Below are 19,400 nucleotides of genomic sequence, written 5' to 3'. Positions count from 1 at the left end.
ACCGTAGTCACCGATTGCTGCGCCGGCCGTCACGCCCGCGCAGAGGCTTGGGTCCTGCGCGAGGGTCACCGCGCCGGCCCCGCAGCGCCGCGCAGCGCAGTGCAGTGGACAAGGAGTGCCCCTGCAGCGCGAACAGAAACTCGGAGACCGCCCAGTCGGGCAGCAGCGAGTCGCAGCCGTGGCAGGTGCGCGGAAACACGTGCAACTCGGCCGAGACTCCGGCGCGCAGCAGCGTCGGCGCGTAGTCGACGGCCTCGTCGCGGAACGGGTCGATCTCCGCGCAGGTGATCACCGCCGGCGCCAGACCACCGTACCGGTGGCCGGGCCCAGATAGTGGCGCCACATCAGGTCGGCGGCCTCGCTGTCGAAGGCCGGGCTCGTGGTGAACTCGGCTTTGGAGGCCGTCGATCGGTCGTCCAGCACCGGCTGGTGCAGCAGCTGGAACGCGACCGGCGGCAGCGACCCGTCGGCCGCGCCGTGCGCCGGGCAGGCGGCCAGAGTGGCCCCGGCGCTGCTGCCGGCGACCGCCAGGCGCGCCGGGTCGACGCCGAGTCGCGCAGCATCGTTTGCGACCCAGCGCAGCACGGCGCTCGCGTCGTCGAAGGCGGCTGGGTAGGGGTGCTCCGGGGCCAGCCGGTAGTCCACCGAGACCACCGTGCAGCTGCCGCGACGGGCGAGTTCCAGACACTGGCGGTGGTCGGTGTCCAGGTTGCCCAGCGCGAAGCCTCCGGCGTGACAGTCGACGACCTGGACGCCCCGCGCATCGGTCAGCTCGGCGGCCAGGCGGCGCCGCTGGTTGAACGGCTCGCGGATGAGTTCGATTGCGAACGGGGAGAAATCAGTACGCGTGGTGGCGACGGCACGCAGGGCGGGGTCGAGCCGATCGGCCCCGGCCAATTCCGTCATCGGGACGCCCCGCCCGCTGACGTGGCCGTGCCGGCGGGGGCGGGGGCGGGGGCGTCGAGGCTTGAGTAGCCGGGCTTGAACCTGCGGGTCATCCCCCAGAAGCTGCGCGCGCTGCGCAGAGTCAGCGTGCCCGCACCTGCGCGTTGCCGACCGCCTTTTCGAGCAGTCGCAGGGGTCCGCCGGGGCTCCGTGGCTTCCACCGGGCGCCCAGCACGCGCATCATCGGCTGGTAGGCGCCGGTGAACATCTCGGTGAAGCTCGCGCTGCGCCCGCGGCCCAGCGCGAGGGCCTTGCACAGGGAGTGCAGCGTGTGGCCGTAGTACCTCTTCATCGCTCGAGCCGGACCAGCTGCGGCTCGGCCGGAGACCACACATCGCACAGCAGCTTCTCGACGGGATCGCCTGTGGCACAGTTGTTCCCAACCGCAGCCAGGGCATGGCCCTTGAACGTCCGGGCCGCCGCGCTGAGCACGTGCTGGGCCCGGCTCATCGCCCGGTCCACGTTGGGTGGCCACTCGTCGCCCCCCAGCGCGACCTCGGTCAGCCGCCCGTCCAGCGACGCCAGCACCCGGTCCCGGACGCGCGGGTCGGCCCGGAACGCCGCCGCACTGACGGCCCGGCTGCGATCGGCGATCTCGGTCTCGCACCACCCGGACCGGCATTCCGACACCGCGACGCCGAGGATCCGCAGTGCGCGGGTGTCGCAGCTCTGCGGCAGCCGCACGCTCACCTCCCAGCCGGCCATCACGCGGTCGTAGAGCCAGCCCCCGGCCGATTCCACGACGTCGGCGGCGCCGGTTGCGACGACGTCGAGCCGGTAGCGCAGCGGTGCGGCGTCGGCGGGGGTGACCCGCGTGGCGGCGGCCCGACCGCTCGCGCGGAGGTCGAACGTTGGGGTGACCATCAATCCATCCCTCACCGCCGGACGCCAGGAGGAGCTGGCGTGTCGGCGCTTGCGTTGGGACGCGACTCACCCGACAGCGTGACACTTTGACGACTATTTGCAACGGTTCGGCGGGCGGGTCACGACCCGCGACGCGCCTCGAGTTCGGCGAGGATCTCGTCGGTGTGCTCTCCCAATTCCGGTGCGCCAGAACGTGGTGCCCATGGCGTGCCGTGGAAGTCCGCCGGCGTGGCCACCATCGTCACGCCGGCCTCACCGTCGGGCACGTCGACGATCCCGCCCGCGGCGTGGAACTGCTCATCGGCGACCACGTCCTCGAGCGTGTTGACCGGTGACCAGAAGAAATCGGGTTCGGCGGCGAAGGACTGCGCCCATTCGTCGAGCGGTCGGGTCGCGAAAATCTCGTCGAGCGCGGCGATGAGCGCCACCGCGTTCTGGGCGCGGGAGCGAGCGTCGGCGAACCGCGGATCGATCAGCCATTCCGGACGGCCCACGGCGCGGCACAACGCGGGCCAATGCCGGTCGGCCTCGAGGCCGACGATCCAGAATCGGCGCCCGTCGCCGGCGGTGTAGTTGTTCATGCACGGGTTGCCCATCGATTCGCGCTGCCCGATGGCGATCTGCTGGCCGGTCAGCAGGTAGGTGTTCAGATCGAAGCTCACGGTGTAGGCGCCCTGCCGGTACAGCGACGTGCTCACCAGCTGACCGGCCCCGGTGCGTTCGCGCGCGATCAGGGCCGCACAGATGGCCGCGGTCAGGGTCATGCCGGCCGAGTGGTCGCCCATGCCGCCTCGCTGGAACGGGGGCGTGTCGCCGGGCCGGGTGAGCAGGTGCGCCAGCCCGGCGCGGGACCAGAACGCGGCGACGTCGTAGGCGGCGCGGTCGGCGTCGGGCCCGGCCTCGCCGTAGCCGGTGATCAGTCCGTAGACCAGCCGGGCGTTGCGGGCCGACACCGACTCGTAGTCCAGACCGAGCCGCTGCAGCGCGCCGGGGCGCACGTTGGTCACGAAAACGTCGGCGCCGGAGAGCAACTCGAAGGCGGTGTCGCGATCCGCCTCGGTGGTCAGGTCCAGCACGATGCTGCGTTTGCAGCGGTTGTCCATCTCGAACGGCGGGTTGACACCGAGGTCGCACCCCAGCATCCGGCCGAACATGCGGCCCGGATCACCGCCCGGCGGTTCGATCTTGATGACGTCGGCACCCCAGTCGGCCAGGATTGCCCCGGCGGCCGGGCCGGCCACCCAGACCCCGAGTTCGACGACTTTGACGCCCTCCATCGGTCCGGCCATGGGTAAGTTCCTACTCCGCGGTGGTGGTTCCCGCCGTCGGCGGGTCCCCGGCGACGCGTCTCAGGCGCTCAGGGCACCGGCACTTGCGGCGGGCCGGCCGCCACCGGGACGATACCCGGCGCCTGCAGCGGACTCGGCGCAACCGGACCGAGCCCCGGCAGCTGGAGCGGGCCAGAACCTCCCCCGAGCCCCGGCAGCTGGAGCGGCATGCCGGAACTGCCACCCAAACCCGATAGCACGGAGGGCATTTGACCGCTGGCCAGCGACGACATGACGCTCGGGCATTGCGACTGGATCGCCATGCTGGCGACGCCTCCGATCATGTCCGGCGGCAAGCCCGGTTTGCCCGACAATTGCGACGCGAGCGTGGCCAACGTCGCGCCGGGCTTGACCAGCATCGGGCACAGCGACTGCCCGATACCGGTGAGGGTGTCGTTGAATGAGCCGGCACCGCCCGCGCCGGCGCCATTGAGCACGCTGGTGATGGGGTCGGCGGGCGGGTCGGCGTGCGCGGGGGCCAGCGCCATCGCTCCAACGGCGACGACGCCCACCGTCACCGCGAGCGGCCGCAGCGCTGCGGAGGCCGCCGGGCGGACCGCGGAGGCGCGATGGGCCATCTGCTCGATCCAGGGGGGGTACATCTTCAGTGGGGTCATGTTCAGTGGGGTCATGCGTCGCTCCTCAGCGGTCCTCAGCGATGTCCAGCTGTCGTGGAAATGCATCAGCACCAATCAATTTCACTTTGGTAACAGTGGTCCCCTTACGTCACATTTACAACACGGTCAGGTCAAGGTTTGTGATCTGAGCGTTTCCTTACCGTTGTCATAACGGCGCTCGTGCGACGCTCCCCGGTTTGCTATCGAGGAGCCCGAGCGTCGGTATGGCCGGAGTTGGCACTACGAGCGGCATCGGCCGGCTTCGCCGGCAGCGCGAACCGAGGTACCTGATTGTGGGTTCACTAAGGGATATCCGCCGAAATTCTCATTCCCCCCAAGGAGCACCAGGACCGTTTCTGAGCACTGGGCGAAGCTGAGTTTTGCTCGGCGGGCGGCCTCGAACGGTGGTGGTTCGACTGACGTTCCGCGTTCTTCGCCCCGGGTGGGCGCACGCATCGGGGTAGGCCACCGCCCGGTTAGCGGCGCTCCCGTCCGCCTAGCGATAGCTGGGGCGCCCGAGGCCCAGCGCGTGCTGGGCGATCATGTTGCGGAACACCTCAAGGGTGCCGCCGTAGATCCCGGTCGGAAGTGCCAGTCGGAAAAGGTATTCGGTCACGCCGTCGTCGGCGGAGCCTTCGGCGTCGGTGGGCAGGGCCGCCGCGGTCCCCAGGATGTCCATCAAATCCGGGGAGATGTCACGCATGGTCTGCGCGATCGCCACCCGCCCGAACATGGTGGGCGTCGACAGCGCCGCCGCCATGCGCGCGAAGCTGCGCCCGAGTCGGTGTTTCACCGACTCGTCGTCCAGCCGGCGATGCCCGTCGCGGTCGGGTCGCGACGCGATCGCCGCGACGGTGTCCACCGCCTCGGCCATCACCACACCGTGGCCGGCCATGGTCGCGACGTCTTGCAGGCCATGCTCTTCGCGTTGGCCGGTGCCGTGCTCGACGTCCAGCGCCGAGCGCATCACCGTCCAGCCCGCGTTGACCTCGCCAATCCGGTAGAGGTCGTCGACGCGCACGTCGGTGTAGTAGGCGATGTTGGTTCGGTCGCCGTCCACGGTGCGGATGGGCTGTATCTCGATGCCCGCGGAGTCCAGCGGCACCAGGAACATGGTCAGGTTCTTGTGCTTGGGCCCCTGCACGTCGGTGTTGGTCAGCAGGAAGACGTAGGTGGCGTTCTGCGCGTTGGAGGTGAACATCTTGGCGCCGTTGATGACCCAGCCGGTTCCATCGCCGGCCCGCGCCGCCCGCGTCTTGCAGGTGGCGACGTCGGAACCGCCCTCGGGCTCGGTGTAGCCCAGGCACAGCAGGATCTCGCCGGACAGCACCCCCGGTAGCACCGCCTCACACAGCCGCGGTTCACCGAACTGCTGCACCAAGCGCGCGACCACCGACGTGGTTCCCCAGTGATACCAGGGCGTATGGGCCCTGGCGATCTCGAGTTCGAAGATCGGCCGGCGCACCGGGCTGAACCCGCCGTCTTCCTCGGACCGCCAGTCCGCGGCCAGGTATCCGGCCTCGCCCAGAGCCAGATGCACCTGCTGGTCGAAGTTCTCGCCGGTTTGGCGATCGCGGCGACGCACCTCGTCGGTGACGTGCTCGGCGATGAAGGCGCGCGTCTCATCGAGGAACACCTGGCCGGCGACCGACAGTTCGACCCGGGAGAAGTCCATCAGCGTCCTTGGATGACGAGTTTCCCGAAGCGCTCGATGCTTTCCAGCGCGTGCGCCAGACTGTCGCCGGGCAGCCCGACCTGCAGCCAGTTCACCCCGAGGGACGCCAGCTTGTGCAACCCGGAAAGATAAACGCCGGAATGGAATTCGTCACCTCACGGGCCACCGCCGGCGGAGTTGGCGAACGCGATGTCCAGCGTCGAGAAGTCCCTGCCCGCCTCGTCGCAGCGGCGCCGCAGGTCCTCGATACCCGCGGCGAGGCGGTCCTGCGAGTCGATCGAGGCGGTGCCCGCCGTCTGCGCCAGCGCGGCCGGAGCCGGAAACGGGCACCAGCCGTCGCCGTACTGCGCGCACGCCGGCGCGCCGACGCGGTGTTGCCGCCGATCCAGATCGGCGGGTGTGGCCGGCTGAGCGGGCGCGGGCGCGCGGTGATGCCACGCGCGGTGAAATGCCTTCCCTCGAACGACAAGTCGTCGGTGGTCCACGCGGCGCGGATCACCTGCAACGCCTCCTCGAACAGCTCGGCACGCTCGTCGTAGTCGACGCCGAGCGCCGCGAACTCCCGCTTGAGGTAGCCCACGCCGACCGCCAACGTGAACCGGCCGTTCGACAGCAGGTCCAGTGTCGCACCGGACTTGGCCACCACGAACGGGTTTCGGTACGGCAGCACCACGATGTTGGGTATCAGCCGCAGCGTGGTGGTCGTGGCCGCCGCGAAGACCAGGGCGACAAAAGGATCCAGGGCGTCGTGGCCGCCGGCTTCCAGCCACCGCTGCGACGGCGCTGGGTGGTCGGTGAAGCCGAACCCGTGGAACCCGGCCGCCGCCGCGACCGCCGCGATGCCCTCCCCGGTCACCAGTTCCGAATTGTAGGGATGGGTGTGCATCGGGTGGGTGAAGGCGAAGCGCATCGATCCGCCCGTCAGAACCGTGAGCGCGCGTCGATCGTGGTGTCGCTGGTGCGCAGCGGCCGGATCAGCGCCTCCTGGGCGAACGAGGCCAGCAGCGCACCCTCCTCGGAATGCACCGTGCCGCGCACGTAGGACATTCCCGCGCCGACCTGGGTGCTCTCGTGGGTGTAGAGCAGCCAGCCGTCCCAGCGCACCGGCTCGTGGAAGGCGACCGAGATGCTCATCGGGGCGGTGGACACCGTCAGGTGCGCCTGGTCGGTGCCGATGCCCGGGTGCGCGCGCATGGTGGTCGAGATGCCCAGGTGCCCGGTGAAGTACGCGACGAGCGCCTTGGCCAGGTCGTCGCGGGTGGGGATCGGATCGTAGTGCAGCCACGCGTGCAGCTCGGGCGGGCCGACCTCGTCGGGGCTGTTGACGTCCACGACGTCGACCAGCCGCAGCTGCCGCCCGGCCGTCGGCATCTCGGACACGTGGGAATCGGCCGGGGCGGCCACATCCGGCCGCGGCAGGTGGTGGCGGATGACGTCGGCGGTGGGGACGTCGGCCAGCACCGTGATGCTCAGGCAGCGCCGGCCGTTCTGGTGCACGGCGACGACCGCCGTGGCGGTAGACCGGCCCTCGGCCACGACGTCGAGGACGAATTCGACCGGCGGACCGACCGCCACGGCGCGGGAGAACACCGCGTGCGCCGAGCGCACCGACTTGTCCGGGAATCGTTTGGCCACCGCGACGATCGCCTGGGCCAGCACCTGAGTGCCCTCCGCGACCCGCCGTTCGTCGCCGCCGGCCCCGACGTCGACGCCGGTGTCGCCGAAGAACCGGTCCTGGCCGTCGGCCCGCACGTCGAACAGGTCGAGCAGGCCCTGCACCGTCCACTCGGTCTGCTCGGATTCCTCGGAGACCTTGCTCAAGTCCGCTCTACCTCTCGCGCTCGCAGCTCAGGGTTCAGCGTGACAGTTTCCGTTGGTGTTGTAAACATTGGTGACGCGAGGCAATGCTTCTCACCGGACGACAAGGCCGGTACACGCGCCCAGCGGGCATTGCGTTTCCGGAAAGGAGCGCACCGCCGGGCACTTGTCCGGCACATTGACACCGAGACCCGCGGTGCACGACACTTTCTCGGTGGTTTGTAACGGCGCGGGCCGCGTCTTCGCCGGCGAACCCGACGGCCCGCCCGACGGCATGGCGCTGGGCGGCCCCAAGCGCCGCGCGCTGTTCCTGCTCTCGGGCACCGGCGCCTACCCTGAGCTACTGCGGGACACTCGGCTGTCCCGCCTGGACGCGGTGACGGTCGACACGCCCGGCGCCGGCCTGCCGTGACATCCGAGAGGCGCACATGACCGACTCCTATTACGAGCTCATCGACGACGCGGACGCCCTCGGCCAGAAGTTTCGGGCCACCGACCTGGTGCGCGGCACCTGGTCGGCGACGATCCAGCACGGCGGCCCGGTCTCGGCGCTGCTGGTGAGGGCCATGCAGCGATGCGAAAACCGCGACGACACCCGACTGACCCGGGTCGTGATCGACCTGCTGGGCGGCGTGCCGGCCGACGGCGACCTGTGGGTCGGTGCGCAGCTGCAGCGCGGCGGCAAGCAGATCGAGCTGGTCGGCGCCGAGATGCTGGCGCCGGGCCCCGAGGGTGAACCCCGTCCGGTCGCGCGCGCCACCGGGTGGCGGTTCCAGCAGCAGGACACGACGGCGGTGGCGCACGCCGCGACTCCCCCGCCCCGCCCCCGGACCGAGGCACGCGACCGTAACCTGAAGGCCAAGGACTGGGACCGCAACTACGTGCACAGCCTCGACTGGCTGTGGCTGACCGAACCGATGGGCGAGGGCCCGGGTGAATCCTGGATCAACCCGACCGTGGACCTCGTCAAGGGCGAGACCATGACGCCGCTTGAGCGGCTGTTCGCGGTCGCCGACTGCGCCAACGGCATCGGCAGCAAGCTTGATATCCGCGCGTGGACGTTCCTGAACACCGATCTGGCCGTGCACGTGTTCCGCATCCCCGAGGGCGAGTGGATCGGCATTCGCGCCGAGACCAGCTACGGTCCCGACGGCGTCGGGACGACGAACGGCACGCTGTTCGACGAGTGGGGCGCGGTCGGCTCCATCCAGCAATCGGTGCTGGTGCGCCGGCGCCCCGGCGCGACTTCGTAGAGTTTCAGCCATGAGCCAGCCGGCGTCGGTCACGGACACCGACACCTCGACGCGCCAGCGGATCCTGGCGGCCACTGCCGAGGTGCTGGGCCGTAACGGCAAGACCAAACTGAGCCTGTCCGAGGTCGCCGCCCAGGCCGGGGTGTCGCGTCCGACGCTGTACCGCTGGTTTGCCTCCAAAGCGGAACTGCTGTCGGCGTTTTCGAACTACGAGCGGCAGACCTTCGAGAGCGGCCTGGTGCGGGCCACCGCCGGACTCAAGGGCGTCGACAAGCTCGACGCCGTCCTGCGGTTCATCGTCGACTACCAGCATTCGTACTCGGGGGTGCGCATGGTCGACGTCGAACCCGAGCACACCATCGCCCAGTTCGCCCGTGCCATGCCGGAGATGCGCGCGGGCCTGCAGCGGCATCTGCCCGGCCCCAATGCCGCGGTGAAGGCGGCGACCGTGATCCGCATCGCCATCTCGCACTACATCGTCCGCAGCGACGACGCCGACCAGTTCCTGGCTCAGTTGCGCCACGCCGTGGGGATCAAGCCGCAGGGCTGATCACTCGAAGAGCACCGCGGCGTTGAGATAGCCGGTCGGGTCCAGCGCTGCCTTGACCGCCCGCATCGCGGCGATGTCGGCGGGTTCGCGCGACATCCCCAGGTACTGGCGTTTGCGGCTGCCGACGCCGTGCTCGGAGCTGACGTTGCCGCCGCACCCGGCGATCAGGTCCATCATCGGCCCGTACACCGCCTGCTCTCGTTCGACCGGGCAGCGCAGCACGTTGAGATGCAGGTTGCCCTCCCCGACGTGGCCGAACAACAGCGGCAGCGCGTCGGGCGCGTGCGCACCCAACAGCGCGACCGTCTCGCGGGCGAACCCGCCGATCGCCGCCAGTGGCAGCGACACGTCGAACTTCAGCGGCGGCCCGTACACACCGAGCACCTCGGCCAGCGACTCCCGAACCTGCCACAACCGTTGCTGGGCAGCGACATCCACGCCCACTGCGGGTTCCCCGCACAGCTGCACACCGTCGAGCAGGTCGGCCAGCCGTTCGGTCTGGTCGTGGTCGGCCGCCAGTTCCACCAGCAGCATCCAGTCGCCGTCCACCGGCACCGCCACCCCGAGGTGCGCACGGATCAGCGCGCCCGCCCGGCCGTCGATCAGCTCCAGCGCCGCGATCCCGTCCACGTCGCGGAACGTCCGGCCGGCCGCCACGAGCGCCTCCAGGTCGGCGAACCCGCACACGGCGGTCACCCGGTGCGTCGGCGCGGGGTGCAGCCGCAGGTCGAGCGCAGTGATGACGCCGAGGGTGCCCTCGGCGCCGACGAACAGCGCCGGCAGGTCGTAGCCGGTGTTGTCGCTGCGCACCAGGCTGTGCCGGCGCAGCAGCGAGCCGTCGGGCAGCGCCACCTGCAGGCCGAGCACCTGCTCGCCCATGTTGCCGTAGCGCACCGTGCGCAGGCCGCCGGCGTTGGTCGAGGCCATGCCTCCCACGGTGGCCGTGTCCCGGGCGGCCAGATCCACCCCGAACACCAGGCCCGCGGCGGCGGCCGCGTGCTGCACAGCGGCCAGCGTGGCCCCGGCACCTGCCTCGACGCGGCGCTCCACGGTGTCGACGTCACCCAGCGCGCGCAGCCGCTCGGTGGACAGCAGCACGTCGTCGTGCTCGGGTACGGTGCCGGCCACCAGGGAGGTGCGGCCGCCCTGCACGGTGACGTGTGCCCCGGCGTCGCGACACACCCGCAGCACCGCGGCGGCCTCTTCGGCCGAACCCGGCCGCACCAGCGCGCCGGCCCGGCCGCGGTAGCGCCCGGTGTGGTCGACGGCTCGGCCGGCCAGGACGTCGGGGTCGGTGACGACGTGGCCCGGCCCGACCACGGACTGAAGCGCGCGCAGCATGCTCGCGGTTATAGCACCGCAGCCGTCAGAACTCCTTGTGCGGCACGTCGGCCACCAGGCCGCCGTCCATGACGAACTCGGCGCCGGTCGCATACGACGACTCGTCGCTGGCCAGGAACAGCACGAACGTGGACACTTCCCGCATCTCGCCGGGGCGGCCCAGCGGGATGGTCACCAGGTCCTCGGGCAGGTTCGCGGTCATCGGGGTGCGGATGAAGCCGGGGTGCACGGAGTTCACCCGGATGTTGTGCGGCGCCAGCTCCAGGGCCGCCGACTTGGCCAGGCCGCGCACCGCCCACTTCGAGGCGACGTAGGGGTGCACCGCCGGCGCGCCGCGCAGACCCTCGATCGAGGACACATTGATGATCGAGCCGCCCCCGGCCGCGGTCATCGGCTCGACGGCCACCCGCATGCCCAGGAAGGTGCCGGTCAGGTTGACGTCGATCACCTTCTGCCACTTGCCCAGATCGAAGTTCTTCAGCTGCCCCAGTGCGACGATGCCGGCGTTGTTGACCAGCACGTTGAGCTTGCCGAACTCACCGGTGGCGGTCGCGACCGCGGCGTCCCACTGGTCGGGCTGGGTGACGTCGAGGTGGACGTAGCGGGCCGCGTCGCCGATCGTCTCGGCCAGCGCCTTACCCTCGTCGTCGAGGATGTCGCCGATCACCACCTTGGCGCCCTCGGCGGCCAGCAGGCGCGCGTGCTCGGCGCCCATGCCGCGGGCGCCGCCGTGATTGTGGTCGCCTTTGCGGCTGCTCGGCACGATGTCCACGGCGTAGGACGGCTCGCCGGTGATCTCCACGCGGTAGGAGCCGTCGCCGGAAGCGGGCTGGGGCAGGTCGGGCCGCAGGTCGGGCCGCAACCGGGTGATGTGCTCGATGACGATGGCGGGGTGGCCGCCCACCATCCCGCGGATCTCGAACTGCAGCACGGCCAGCGTGCTCTTGGCCACGCGAACGACCGCGATGTCGAAATCCTCGGGTGCGGGCTCGCGCTGGTAGGACTCGGCGATCTCGTCGACCTCGATGCCCAGCCCGGCCGCCAGCTGCCGGATCGCGGTGCCCCAGGCGATGCTGAGCACGCACGGTTGCAGCAGCATCGGGATCTCGTCGAGCGGACGGCCGAAGCCCATGTAGTGCATCACTTCCGCGCCGTCGTAGCCGGCGTAGTCGTGGATCTCCATGCAGCGCACCTGTTCGACGCGCCGGCAGGTCCCGGCCAGGGCCAGCGGGATCAGGTCGTTGACGAATCCCGGGTCGACACCGCTGATGAAGTTGCTCGAATTGCCTTGCCGGGCAGCATTTTCGACGCGCGCGATGTACTTGTCGGGCATCACGCCCCACGGGTACTGCAGCAGCCCTGGCGACGACCCGACGACGTTGATCCCGGCGGCCAGGATCCGCATGACGTCGGCCATCGCGTCCGGTAATCGGGTGTCGCCCATCGCGCAGTAGACGACGCACTCGGGCCCGGTGGCCAGCACGGCGTCAAGATCGGCCACCGCCGGGACACCTGTGACGACCTCGTCGTCGAGCGCGACGCCGCACAGCGCGCCGGCGTCCTTGGCCACCTTCTCCGCCGACGAGGGAACGACGTTCGCCGCCGTGGTGGATCAGGTGCGCAAGGAACTCGCCCCGCAATACCTGGCAGATACGCGGATCAGCCTGTCCCACCTTGCGCGTGAACTCGGTTACGCCGAGCAGAGTGTGACACAAGCAGCCGCGGCGTCGAATTCCCCGGCGGCCGGGCTGTGGGCCCCGTGCTGCGACGTGTTCCGCCGACGACCGACTCGGCAGGGCCGGGACAGGACGCGCCGGAGCTCTTACGGACCCAGCGGCGAGGTCTGGCGGATCGTCTCGTCGCGGATGAGCCCCCGCAGCAGCGCGGTGCTGAACTCGGCGGCGATCTCCTTGGCGCTGCGCCGCCCGCTGGGCCGCAGCCAGCGGTAGCTGCCCAGCGTCATGCCGATGTAGCCCAGTGCCACCACGTGCGAGTCGCACTCGTAGAACTCACCGCTGGCGATCCCGCGGTCGATGAGACCGTGCACGTGCTCGTAGACCTGCGCTTCCTTCTCCCGCACCTCGGCAACCTGTTCGGCGGTGAACCACTCGGTGATGTAGGGCGCTTCCTGGAAGTAGACGGCGGCGCGCTCGGGGTTGTCGGCGATCCCGCCGAGCAACCGTGCGGTGTACTGGTAGAACGCCTCGCGGGCCGTCCACGACGGGTCGTCGTGGACGGCGGCCAGCGTGCCCTCGGCGGCCTGACGGTAGATGTCGAACAGGATCAGCGCCTTACTGGCGTAGTAGTGGTAGACAGTCGCCTTGTTCAGCCCGATGACATCGGCCACGTCGTCCATCCGGGTGCCGTGATAGCCGCGGGCGGCGAACAGCGTGGTGGCAACGGCCAGCAACTCCTCGCGGCGGGAAACCCCGTTCTCGGTTGGCATCTGCACTCGCTATCGTCCATTGCCGGGGCCGGGCGCGACCCCGGACCAGGCTAGCCGTCAATCAACTGGTTGGACAGTTTATGCGGGTGTTGCGCCGCGGTGGAGGGGACTAGACTGACCGGCGAACCAGTCGCGACTGACCACAGGGGTGGCCCAATGGATCCGAGCCCGGACTACGACGCGAGCGACGAGATCGAGTTCTTCTTCCGTTACGTCCCGTGGGGTCTGCGCGGAGTCGTCGACGGCAACGGCTACCCGCCGCCGGCCTATCCGCCCGTCTGAGCCCGTCTGACCGGCAGCATCGGCGCTCGAAACCTGCTCAGAGCGCCTTGAGCTCCTCGGCGATCTCGGTCACCGACTTCTTCGCGTCCCCGAACAGCATGGTCGTTCCCTCGCCGTAGAACAGCGGGTTGTCGATGCCCGCGAACCCGGAGTTCATCGACCGTTTCAGCACGATCACCGACTTGGCCTTGTCCACGTTGAGGATGGGCATGCCGTAGATCGGGCTGGACGGATCGTTGCGGGCCGCCGGGTTGGTGACGTCGTTGGCGCCGATGACGATGGCGACGTCGGTGCGGGCGAACTCGTCGTTGATGTCGTCCATGTCCTTCATCGCGTCGTAGTCGACCTCGGCCTCGGCCAGCAGCACGTTCATGTGCCCGGGCATGCGGCCGGCAACCGGGTGGATCGCGTACTTCACCGGTACGCCGCGCTTCTCCAGCAGGGACGCCATGTCCTTGACCGCATGCTGGGCCTGCGCTACGGCCAAGCCGTAGCCCGGGACCACGATCACCTGGTTGGCGTAGGCCATCTGGATCGCCGCGTCGGCCGCCGAGGTCGCCTTGACGACCTTGTTACCGCCTTGACCACCAAGGCCGCCGGCCGGCGCCATGCCGCCACCGCCGAACCCGCCCGCCACGATCGCGGGGATGGAGCGGTTCATCGCCTTGGCCATCAGATTGGTCAGGATCGAACCGGAAGCACCGACGATCATGCCGGCCACGATCATCGCGGTGTTGTTCAGCGCCAGCCCCGCCGCGGCGGCCGACAGCCCGGTCATCGCATTCAGCAGGGAGATGACCACCGGCATGTCGGCGCCACCGATGGGCAGCACCACCATCAGGCCGAGCACACCCGAGGCGGCCAGCAGGCCGATCATCCACCACAGCGACACGCCGCCGCTGCAGGGATGCGCGTGCAGGCCGATGACCACCGCGGCGGCCACCGCCGCGATCAGCAGCAACAGGTTGACGAGTTGCTGAGCCTTCCCCAGGCCGATGGGCCGGCCGGGCAGGATTTCCTGCAGCTTGCCGAACGCGATGATCGAGCCCCAGAACGAGATCGAGCCGATGATCGCGGCGAACAGCGAGGCCACCACGATGTGCACCGTCGGTGACTCGTTGTGCTGGAAGGCCGAGAAGCCGGTGGTCTCGAGGAATTCCGACAGCGCGATGAGCGCGACGGTGCCGCCGCCGACGCCGTTGAAGAACGCCACAAGCTGCGGCATGGCGGTCATCTTGGTCAGCCGTGCCGGCGGCACGCCGAGCACCACACCGACGACCAGACCGGCGATGATCAGCGGCCACTGGGTGGTGTCGCGGATCATGACCAGCGTCGCCGCCACCGCCAGCGTCATGCCGACCGCGGCGATCAGGTTGCCGCGCACCGCGGTCTTGGGGCCGGTCAGGCCCATCAAGCCGTAGATGAACAGCGAGAACGAGATGATGTAAAGGACGGTGATCAGGTAATTCATTTGCCCGCAGGCCCTCCTGCTTTGTCGCCCTTCCCGGCCGCGGCGGCCGCAGGCTTCTTGCCCTTGAACATGCCCAGCATCCGGTCGGTGACGATGAATCCGCCGATGACGTTCAGCGTTCCGAACACCACCGCCACGAACATGATGATCTGTAGGGCGATCGACGGGTGCTCGACCTTGCCGAACACCACCAGCGCGCCCAGTACCACGATTCCGTGGATGGCGTTGGTCCCCGACATCAGCGGGGTGTGCAGGGTGTTGGGGACCTTGGAGATCACCGCGAACCCGACGAACCCGGACAACACCAGGATCGCCAGATTCTGCAACAGCTCGTCGTACATCAGGAGTCCTCTCCGGTGCGCGTCACGCAGGCCGCCGCGATGATCTCGTCGCCGAAGTCGGGGGCCAGCGTGCCGTCTTTGATCATCAGTTCCAGCAGGGCCGTGATGTTCTTGCTGTACAGCTCGCTGGCGTGCTCGGGCATCGTGGCCGGCAGGTTCAGCGGTGCCGCGATGGTGACGTCGTGGCGGACCACGGTCTGGCCCGGTTCGGTGAGCTCGCAGTTGCCGCCGGTCTCCCCGGCCAGGTCCACCACGACGCTGCCGGGTTTCATGCCCTGCACCGCCGCAGCGGTCACCAGTCGCGGCGCGGGCCGGCCCGGCACCAGCGCGGTGGTGATCACCACGTCGAATCCGGTGATGGCCTTCTCCAGTGCTTTTTGCTGCTGCGCGCGCTCCTCCTCGGTCAACTCCCGGGCGTAACCGCCCTCGCCCGCGGCGTCGATACCCAGGTCGAGCCACTGGGCGCCCACCGAACGCACCTGGTCGGCCACCTCGGGGCGCACGTCGTAGCCGGTGGTGCGCGCGCCGAGCCGCTTGGCGGTCGCCAAGGCCTGCAGCCCCGCCACCCCGACGCCGAGCACCAGCACGGTGGCCGGCTTCACGGTGCCCGCCGCCGTGGTCAGCATCGGGAAGAACCGCGTCGACTCCCAGGCCGCGACCAGCACGGCCTTGTAACCGGACACGTTGGCCTGCGAGGACAGCGCGTCCATCGCCTGGGCGCGTGAGATACGCGGAATGGCCTCCAGCGCGTAGGCCTGCACCCCGGCGCTTCTCAGCGCGCCGATGCAGTTGTCGGCATTGCGGGGCGCCAGGAAGCCGACCAGCGTCTGGCCGCTGTGCAGCTTGGCGACCTCGGCAGCGCTGGGCGGGGCCACCTTGACGACGACATCGGCGCCCCACGGGTCGCCGATGCTCGCCCCGGCCTCGATGTAGAGGGCGTCGGGAAGCAGCGCCTTCTCGCCGGCGCCGGATTCGACGACGACGCTGACACCTCTTTTCACCAGCGGTGCGACCGCCTTGGGGACCAGCGCGACCCTGCGCTCGCCGGCCCCGGACTCGGCGACCACACCAACCCTGACCGGCGTTGTCTGCGAATCTGTCATGACACGTACATCTACTTTCCCGTGCTTTCTGCCGATGGATGTCCCCACCGATGGATACGGCGCCGGCCCAGCCGCGCGCTTGGCTACCTTAACGCGCGCCGCGTCCGCCACCGACCTGTGATCACCCGGGCAGACTTCCCCGGCAACCGGTCGGCTGTCCCGGTCGATGCTTCGCCGCCCTGCGGCGATTCGCTAGCCGTTGCCGCGTTGTGGGGCCACAAGAAAGCGTTGTGTTGCGACGCCGCGTTCAGAGAGCCGCGTGTCCACCAGCCGCGCCGTCACCACATGCCGTCACCACACCGGCCTTCACCACATCGGCCTTCACCACATCGTGATGTCCTGGTCACGTTCGGCGGCCGGGCGTGGCCCGAAGTAGCGCCGCTCGGATTCTTCGATGGGCACGTCGTTGATGCTGGCCTCGCGGCGCGCCATCAGCCCCGACGGGTCGAACTCCCACAGTTCGTTGCCGTAGCTGCGGTACCACTGGCCGTCGCGGTCGCGGCATTCGTACTGGAACCGCACCGCGATGCGGTTGCCGTGGAAGTCCCACAGGCTCTTGCGCAGCGAGTAGCCGAGTTCGCGCCGCCACTTGCGGGTCAGGAACGCCACGATGGCGTCGCGGCCGATGACGTGTTCGCCGCGGTTGCGCCACCGCGACTCCGGTGTGTAGGCGCGGCTGACGCGTTCGGGGTCACAGGTGTTCCAGGCGTCCTCGGCGGCCTGGACCTTGTGTATCGCCGTCGCGCGGGTGAACGGGGGAAAGGGGGGCAACGTCTCGGTCATGGCACAGATCGTGCGGGAAGTTGACCGCCTGTCAAATGCGAGCGGCCGCAGGTGCCCTATCGTGACGGGCATGGACTTCGCGATGTCGGCCAAAGCAAGCGACTACCACCAGCGGCTGGCCGACTTCATGACCGAGCACGTCTTCGAAGCCGAGGCCGCCTACGACGCCTACCGTCTCGAGGCCGGCCCCCATGACCACACCGTCCCGCCGGTCGTCGAGGAACTCAAGACCAAGGCCAAGGACCGCGGCCTGTGGAACCTGTTCCTGCCGGCCGAGTCGGGCCTGACCAATCTCGAGTACGCCCCGCTGGCCGAGCTGACCGGCTGGAGCCTGGAACTCGCGCCCGAGGCGCTCAACTGCGCCGCGCCCGATACCGGCAACATGGAGATCCTGCACATGTTCGGCACCGAGGAGCAGCGCACCCGGTGGCTCCACCCGCTGCTCAACGGAGAGATCCGCAGCGGCTTTTCGATGACCGAACCCGCGGTGGCCAGCAGCGACGCCCGCAACATCGAGACCACGATCGAGCGCGACGGCTCCGACTACGTCATCAACGGCCGCAAATGGTGGACGTCGGGGGCCGCGGACCCGCGCTGCACGATCCTGATCGTGATGGGCCGCACCAATCCCGACGCGGCGAGCCACCAGCAGCAGTCGATGGTGCTGGTGCCCATCGACACGCCGGGTGTGACCGTGCTCCGCTCGACGACGGTGTTCGGCTTCCACGACCAGCCCGGGCACAGCGAGATCGTCTACGACAACGTCCGGGTGCCGGTCACCAACCTGCTCGGCGAGGAGGGGGGCGGCTTCGCGATCGCCCAGGCCCGGTTGGGCCCGGGCCGCATCCACCACTGCATGCGCGCGCTGGGCGGCGCCGAACGCGCGCTGGCCCTGATGACCGAGCGGGCCCGCAACCGGGTGGCGTTCGGCCGGCCGCTGGCCGAGCAGGGCGTGGTGCGCGAGGCGATCGCCGCGTCGCGCAACGAGATCGACCAGGCCCGGCTGCTGTGCGAGAAGGCGGCGTGGACGATCGACGAGCACGGCAACAGGGCCGCCCACCTGCTGGTCTCCCAGATCAAGGCGGTCGCCCCGCAGGTGGCCTGCGACGTCATCGACCGCGCCATCCAGGTGCACGGTGCCGCCGGCGTCAGCGAGGACACTCCGCTGGCCCGGATGTACGGCTGGCATCGCGCGATGCGGATCTTCGACGGACCCGACGAGGTGCACATGCGGACCATCGCGCGCGCCGAGATCGGCCGGGAGAAGTCGCCGTTGGCCGCGGCGGTCACGTCGCGTGGCTGAGGCGTTACGGGAACTGTCGGGGACCTGGAACTTTCGCGACGTCGCCGACACCGTATCCGCGCTGCGACCCGGGCGGCTGTTCCGTTCCGGCGAGCTGAGCCGGCTCGACGACGAGGGCCGCGCCACGATGCGGCGGCTGGCGATCACCGACGTCGCCGACCTGCGGTCGTCGCGGGAGGTGGCCCGGCGCGGGCCGGGCCGGGTGCCCGACGGCGTCGACATCCACCTGCTGCCGGTCCCCGATCTCGCCGACGACGACCCCGCCAACGGCGAGGCCGGGCAGGCGCCGCACGAGCACGCGTTCCAGCAGCTGCTGCAACGCGAGGAGGGCCTGCCGGTCGACGAGGCCGCAACCCGCTACATGATCGACGAATACCGGCAGTTCCCGGTGCGCAACGGGGCGCAGCGCGCGCTGCGCCGCGTCGTCACGCTGCTGGCTGCCGGGCGCCCGGTGCTCACGCACTGCTTCGCGGGCAAGGACCGCACCGGCTTCGTGGTGGCGACGGTGCTGGCGGCGGTCGGTGTCGACCGGGACGCCATCGTCGCGGACTTCCTGCGCAGCAACGACGCCGTCCCCCAGTTGCGGGTGCAGATCACCGAGATGATCCACCAGCGCGCACAGGCCCCGGTGACCGCGGAGGTGGAAACCTTCGCCGAGGCCCGGCTCTCGGACGGGGTGCTGGGAGTGCGCGAGGAGTACCTGGACGCCGCATGGCAGCGGATCGACGGCGAGTTCGGGTCCCTGCAGGCGTATCTGCGCGACGCGGGCATCACCGCTGCCGACGTGGGCCGGTTGCGCGACGCACTGTTCGCCTGAGCACCGGCGCCGTCACACTTTCGGAAAACGAGCCGCAAAAGATGCATACCGAGACGCAGATCACGTCTAGGATGGCACGAGCCGACTGCTGGGCCGGCCGCGAAGACGGTGATGCGCGGCCCGACGTCGGCACAACTCAACAGTCCTGGCCGGAAGGGAATGCCCGATGACGAGCATGCTTGTACAGCCCCAGTTGATAGGGTCGGCCGCGTCGGACGCGGCGGGAATCGGCGCGGCGATCGACCAGGCCCGCGCCGCGGCCGCGGCGCAGACGACCGGGCTGGTGGCCGCGGCGCAGGACGAGGTGTCGGAAGCCACTGCAGCGCTGTTCGGCTCATTCGGCCAGGACTACCAGGCGCTGCTGGCGCAGGCGAGCGCGTTCCACGAGCAGTTCGTGGCGGCTTTGAGCGGCGCCGGGAACGCCTACGTGCAGGCCGAGGCGGGTGTCGCCGGCACCCTGGGC

19 protein-coding genes and 4 pseudogenes are annotated in these 19,400 nt (G+C 69.8%); 7 read left to right on the top strand and 16 right to left on the bottom strand.

Features of this window, described 5'->3' with window-relative positions:
- Positions 1–7 precede the first annotated feature (7 nt).
- From ACOJVU_RS04480 to ACOJVU_RS04445, 8 genes and pseudogenes are all read right to left on the bottom strand, one after another.
- Positions 8–906, bottom strand: a pseudogene (locus ACOJVU_RS04480) (alpha/beta hydrolase).
- A 121-nt stretch (positions 907–1,027) separates the two neighbouring features.
- Entirely contained in the window at positions 1,028–1,237 is a 210-nt protein-coding gene (locus tag ACOJVU_RS04475; protein ID WP_421528674.1) for a hypothetical protein, read from the bottom strand.
- Positions 1,234–1,809 carry a hypothetical protein gene (locus ACOJVU_RS04470; RefSeq protein ID WP_421528673.1) on the bottom strand — a complete coding sequence of 192 codons (576 nt, stop codon included), beginning with the start codon at positions 1,807–1,809 and terminating at the stop codon, positions 1,234–1,236. Before ACOJVU_RS04470 ends, ACOJVU_RS04475 begins: the two co-directional genes overlap by 4 nt.
- A 119-nt stretch (positions 1,810–1,928) precedes the next feature.
- Positions 1,929–3,098, bottom strand: a complete 1,170-nt coding sequence (locus tag ACOJVU_RS04465; RefSeq protein WP_421528672.1) for a CaiB/BaiF CoA transferase family protein — start codon at positions 3,096–3,098, stop codon at positions 1,929–1,931.
- Positions 3,099–3,166: 68 nt separating this feature from the next.
- On the bottom strand, positions 3,167–3,829 hold the full coding sequence (locus ACOJVU_RS04460; protein WP_421528671.1) for a hypothetical protein: 663 nt from the start codon (positions 3,827–3,829) through the stop codon (positions 3,167–3,169).
- A 421-nt stretch (positions 3,830–4,250) separates the two neighbouring features.
- Complete coding sequence (locus tag ACOJVU_RS04455) at positions 4,251–5,429, bottom strand: acyl-CoA dehydrogenase family protein (RefSeq protein ID WP_421528670.1); 1,179 nt, start codon at positions 5,427–5,429, stop codon at positions 4,251–4,253.
- Positions 5,429–6,339: pseudogene (locus tag ACOJVU_RS04450) on the bottom strand (LLM class F420-dependent oxidoreductase). The gene ACOJVU_RS04455 and the pseudogene ACOJVU_RS04450 overlap by 1 nt, the downstream one beginning before the upstream one ends.
- Before the next feature lie 11 nt (positions 6,340–6,350).
- Entirely contained in the window at positions 6,351–7,250 is a 900-nt protein-coding gene (locus tag ACOJVU_RS04445; protein WP_421528669.1) for an acyl-CoA thioesterase, read from the bottom strand.
- A 205-nt stretch (positions 7,251–7,455) separates the two neighbouring features.
- Here ACOJVU_RS04445 and ACOJVU_RS04440 point away from each other — a divergent pair.
- From ACOJVU_RS04440 to ACOJVU_RS04430, 3 genes and pseudogenes are all read left to right on the top strand, one after another.
- Positions 7,456–7,659: pseudogene (locus ACOJVU_RS04440) on the top strand (SMP-30/gluconolactonase/LRE family protein); the annotation flags it as partial.
- A gap of 16 nt (positions 7,660–7,675) precedes the next feature.
- Positions 7,676–8,500: a thioesterase family protein gene (locus ACOJVU_RS04435; protein ID WP_421528668.1), complete on the top strand. Its 825-nt coding sequence runs from the start codon at positions 7,676–7,678 to the stop codon at positions 8,498–8,500.
- Positions 8,501–8,510: 10 nt separating this feature from the next.
- Positions 8,511–9,050, top strand: a complete 540-nt coding sequence (locus ACOJVU_RS04430) for a TetR/AcrR family transcriptional regulator (RefSeq protein WP_421528667.1) — start codon at positions 8,511–8,513, stop codon at positions 9,048–9,050.
- Here the strand turns inward: ACOJVU_RS04430 and ACOJVU_RS04425 are convergent, their stop codons facing one another.
- The 4 genes and pseudogenes from ACOJVU_RS04425 to ACOJVU_RS04410 form a co-directional block, all read right to left on the bottom strand.
- The gene (locus ACOJVU_RS04425) at positions 9,051–10,391 is read right to left on the bottom strand and encodes an FAD-binding oxidoreductase (RefSeq protein WP_421528666.1); all 1,341 of its coding nucleotides are present in this window, start codon (positions 10,389–10,391) and stop codon (positions 9,051–9,053) included.
- 25 nt (positions 10,392–10,416) lie between these two features.
- A complete protein-coding gene (locus tag ACOJVU_RS04420) occupies positions 10,417–11,157 on the bottom strand; it encodes an SDR family oxidoreductase (RefSeq protein ID WP_421528758.1) in 741 nt (246 codons plus the stop codon).
- A pseudogene (locus ACOJVU_RS04415) lies at positions 11,158–11,724 on the bottom strand (diacylglycerol kinase); the annotation flags it as partial.
- A 489-nt stretch (positions 11,725–12,213) separates the two neighbouring features.
- Positions 12,214–12,837, bottom strand: a complete 624-nt coding sequence (locus ACOJVU_RS04410; protein WP_421528665.1) for a TetR/AcrR family transcriptional regulator — start codon at positions 12,835–12,837, stop codon at positions 12,214–12,216.
- Between the two features lie 156 nt (positions 12,838–12,993).
- Between ACOJVU_RS04410 and ACOJVU_RS04405 the strand changes: the two genes are divergently transcribed.
- Complete coding sequence (locus ACOJVU_RS04405) at positions 12,994–13,119, top strand: hypothetical protein (protein WP_007167223.1); 126 nt, start codon at positions 12,994–12,996, stop codon at positions 13,117–13,119.
- Positions 13,120–13,156: 37 nt separating this feature from the next.
- Here ACOJVU_RS04405 and ACOJVU_RS04400 read toward each other — a convergent pair whose 3' ends face one another.
- The 4 genes from ACOJVU_RS04400 to ACOJVU_RS04385 all read right to left on the bottom strand — a co-directional run bounded on the left by ACOJVU_RS04400 (position 13,157) and on the right by ACOJVU_RS04385 (position 16,817).
- Entirely contained in the window at positions 13,157–14,590 is a 1,434-nt protein-coding gene (locus tag ACOJVU_RS04400; protein ID WP_421528664.1) for an NAD(P)(+) transhydrogenase (Re/Si-specific) subunit beta, read from the bottom strand.
- The gene (locus tag ACOJVU_RS04395) at positions 14,587–14,931 is read right to left on the bottom strand and encodes an NAD(P) transhydrogenase subunit alpha (RefSeq protein WP_421528663.1); all 345 of its coding nucleotides are present in this window, start codon (positions 14,929–14,931) and stop codon (positions 14,587–14,589) included. Before ACOJVU_RS04395 ends, ACOJVU_RS04400 begins: the two co-directional genes overlap by 4 nt.
- A complete protein-coding gene (locus ACOJVU_RS04390; protein WP_421528662.1) occupies positions 14,931–16,034 on the bottom strand; it encodes a Re/Si-specific NAD(P)(+) transhydrogenase subunit alpha in 1,104 nt (367 codons plus the stop codon). The genes ACOJVU_RS04395 and ACOJVU_RS04390 overlap by 1 nt, the downstream gene beginning before the upstream one ends.
- Before the next feature lie 321 nt (positions 16,035–16,355).
- Positions 16,356–16,817 (bottom strand): DUF1348 family protein, encoded by a 462-nt coding sequence (locus tag ACOJVU_RS04385; protein ID WP_421528661.1) that lies wholly within the window; start codon positions 16,815–16,817, stop codon positions 16,356–16,358.
- An 82-nt stretch (positions 16,818–16,899) separates the two neighbouring features.
- Between ACOJVU_RS04385 and ACOJVU_RS04380 the strand changes: the two genes are divergently transcribed.
- From ACOJVU_RS04380 to ACOJVU_RS04370, 3 genes are all read left to right on the top strand, one after another.
- Positions 16,900–18,120 (top strand): acyl-CoA dehydrogenase family protein, encoded by a 1,221-nt coding sequence (locus ACOJVU_RS04380; protein WP_421528757.1) that lies wholly within the window; start codon positions 16,900–16,902, stop codon positions 18,118–18,120.
- A complete protein-coding gene (locus ACOJVU_RS04375) occupies positions 18,113–18,937 on the top strand; it encodes a tyrosine-protein phosphatase (protein ID WP_421528660.1) in 825 nt (274 codons plus the stop codon). Before ACOJVU_RS04380 ends, ACOJVU_RS04375 begins: the two co-directional genes overlap by 8 nt.
- 166 nt (positions 18,938–19,103) lie before the next feature.
- Positions 19,104–19,400, top strand: a 297-nt coding sequence (locus ACOJVU_RS04370; RefSeq protein ID WP_421528659.1) for a PE family protein, incomplete at its 3' end; no start/stop codon positions are given.

It is taken from the genome of Mycobacterium sp. THU-M104 (assembly GCF_049197365.1).
Classification (GTDB): domain Bacteria; phylum Actinomycetota; class Actinomycetes; order Mycobacteriales; family Mycobacteriaceae; genus Mycobacterium.
This window is presented reverse-complemented; position numbering and strand designations above follow the sequence as displayed.

What these genes read in the sequence shown, in the direction of transcription:
- ACOJVU_RS04475 (WP_421528674.1), bottom strand. Translation starts at nt 1,237, where the DNA reads ATGAAGAGGTACTACGGCCACACGCTGCACTCCCTGTGCAAGGCCCTC.
- ACOJVU_RS04470 (WP_421528673.1), bottom strand. Translation starts at nt 1,809, where the DNA reads ATGGTCACCCCAACGTTCGACCTCCGCGCGAGCGGTCGGGCCGCCGCC.
- ACOJVU_RS04465 (WP_421528672.1), bottom strand. Translation starts at nt 3,098, where the DNA reads ATGGCCGGACCGATGGAGGGCGTCAAAGTCGTCGAACTCGGGGTCTGG.
- ACOJVU_RS04455 (WP_421528670.1), bottom strand. Translation starts at nt 5,429, where the DNA reads ATGGACTTCTCCCGGGTCGAACTGTCGGTCGCCGGCCAGGTGTTCCTC.
- ACOJVU_RS04435 (WP_421528668.1), top strand. Translation starts at nt 7,676, where the DNA reads ATGACCGACTCCTATTACGAGCTCATCGACGACGCGGACGCCCTCGGC.
- ACOJVU_RS04430 (WP_421528667.1), top strand. Translation starts at nt 8,511, where the DNA reads ATGAGCCAGCCGGCGTCGGTCACGGACACCGACACCTCGACGCGCCAG.
- ACOJVU_RS04425 (WP_421528666.1), bottom strand. Translation starts at nt 10,391, where the DNA reads ATGCTGCGCGCGCTTCAGTCCGTGGTCGGGCCGGGCCACGTCGTCACC.
- ACOJVU_RS04410 (WP_421528665.1), bottom strand. Translation starts at nt 12,837, where the DNA reads ATGCCAACCGAGAACGGGGTTTCCCGCCGCGAGGAGTTGCTGGCCGTT.
- ACOJVU_RS04405 (WP_007167223.1), top strand. Translation starts at nt 12,994, where the DNA reads ATGGATCCGAGCCCGGACTACGACGCGAGCGACGAGATCGAGTTCTTC.
- ACOJVU_RS04400 (WP_421528664.1), bottom strand. Translation starts at nt 14,590, where the DNA reads ATGAATTACCTGATCACCGTCCTTTACATCATCTCGTTCTCGCTGTTC.
- ACOJVU_RS04395 (WP_421528663.1), bottom strand. Translation starts at nt 14,931, where the DNA reads ATGTACGACGAGCTGTTGCAGAATCTGGCGATCCTGGTGTTGTCCGGG.
- ACOJVU_RS04390 (WP_421528662.1), bottom strand. Translation starts at nt 16,034, where the DNA reads ATGACAGATTCGCAGACAACGCCGGTCAGGGTTGGTGTGGTCGCCGAG.
- ACOJVU_RS04385 (WP_421528661.1), bottom strand. Translation starts at nt 16,817, where the DNA reads ATGACCGAGACGTTGCCCCCCTTTCCCCCGTTCACCCGCGCGACGGCG.
- ACOJVU_RS04380 (WP_421528757.1), top strand. Translation starts at nt 16,900, where the DNA reads ATGTCGGCCAAAGCAAGCGACTACCACCAGCGGCTGGCCGACTTCATG.